This window comes from Streptococcus sp. WM07 (assembly GCF_004570525.1).
GTDB lineage: Bacteria > Bacillota > Bacilli > Lactobacillales > Streptococcaceae > Streptococcus.
Genome location: NZ_SPPZ01000110.1, coordinates 1 through 1486, shown reverse-complemented (window position 1 = coordinate 1486; position 1486 = coordinate 1). Strand labels below are relative to the sequence as shown.

Here is a 1486-nt window from a genome sequence, read left to right as displayed (position 1 = left end):
AAAGAAACGACCCCAAAAGAGGTCGCCTTTATTGAAAATTGGATAAACAACTATCCTAAAAAATGCTTGGGCTACAAGTCGCCGAAGGAATTTCTTAGCGGTGGCTAACTTCAACTTGAAATTTAGCGTTCTCCACGTTTTTCTTCGTTTTTACTTCATTTTAACTTATAGTATTGACTACGATCTCTCGTACTTGTTCCATACCAAGCCAAAATGTCTCTGTCACGTAAACTTTTTAGTAATTTTGAAGAATAGGATATACTGCTTCCCAGTAATTCAGAGGCTTTCCTCGTCGTCATTTGCTCATTCTTATTGAACATGTATTGAAGTAATATTTTTTCATCTACACTAAAAATACTGTAATCTTTGATTTTTACTTCCAAAGCATCTTTGATACACAAGGTTCGGCTAGTAATACTATTTTCCAAGATCAAAACCACCTTATTCCCAGGCTCTGAATATGTGGGTTCATGGAGAAAAGCAGATTCCATCTCAGAGTAAATACGCTTAACCCCTTCATTCATTTCACGAACCCAACCAAATTCCATTAGAGTTCTAGCAATTCGAGGATTTCTTGAAAAACGCTCATGCTTGATATTTTCAACAGTTAGAATGTTTGGTAATTTTCCTGAGAAAAATCTCATTCTAACACTCATTCGATTTCAAAATCTGAACAAATCCATTTTCTATAAACGATACTTTTTAGAATATCTCTACTTAAAGCTTGGATCACTTCTTGAAGCTTATCAATGACTGATTCCAATGTTTGAAAAGTTCTATTTTTGAAGCCACGTTTACGGATTTCTGCCCAAACTTGTTCTATTGGATTCATCTCAGGAGTATAAGGAGGTATGAATGTAAATTCAATATTATCAGGTATTTCAAGGGTCTGAGATTTATGCCAAACGGCATTATCCATAATTAAAATCAAGTAGTCATTGGGATAAGCTTCTGATAATTGACATAGAAACTCATTCATCCAAGCGCTATTGCACCCTCCAGCAATTATGAAAAAGGACTCTCCTGAATGGGCATCCACAGCACCGTAGCAATAACGAAATTCTCGGATATGGTGACTAGAGACAGTCGGACGATGTCCACTAGGACTCCAACAAGAGCCCAATTTACTAATTCTCCCGAAACCAGCTTCATCTTGGTACATTAAGCGAGTCTTAGTGTAAGGAGTTTTATCTAGAAAACGCTTACTCGATTTTTTCTGGAATAAAGATTTTATTTTTTGAGGCTGGGCAAAAACTAGCCAATAATTGAAAAATCACAGAGAATTTGTATTTGGTTTTCGCCAAAAGATACAAATTTGTCTGTGATTTTTCTTTGTCTTTTTCATATTGGACGAACCTCTTAGTCAATTTTGTAAGATTCATGCTCATTAAGAGGAGCCCTAACTCTGTTTCCACGTTTTGATTTCCTCGAACATGAACTCGGCGTACGCCAAAAACACCCTTCATCCTACCAAATATAGGTTCGA

4 pseudogenes are annotated in these 1486 nt (G+C 36.2%); 1 reads left to right on the top strand and 3 read right to left on the bottom strand.

The annotated features are described in order from the left end of the window. Positions 1-108: pseudogene (locus E4T71_RS08595) on the top strand (IS30 family transposase); the annotation flags it as partial. A gap of 47 nt (positions 109-155) precedes the next feature. Here the strand turns inward: E4T71_RS08595 and E4T71_RS08590 are convergent. The 3 pseudogenes from E4T71_RS08590 to E4T71_RS10325 form a co-directional block, all read right to left on the bottom strand. Continuing rightward, a pseudogene (locus E4T71_RS08590) lies at positions 156-629 on the bottom strand (ATP-binding protein); the annotation flags it as partial. A gap of 23 nt (positions 630-652) precedes the next feature. Continuing rightward, positions 653-1168, bottom strand: a pseudogene (locus tag E4T71_RS08585) (IS630 family transposase); the annotation flags it as partial. A gap of 34 nt (positions 1169-1202) precedes the next feature. After that, a pseudogene (locus E4T71_RS10325) lies at positions 1203-1486 on the bottom strand (IS5/IS1182 family transposase); the annotation flags it as partial.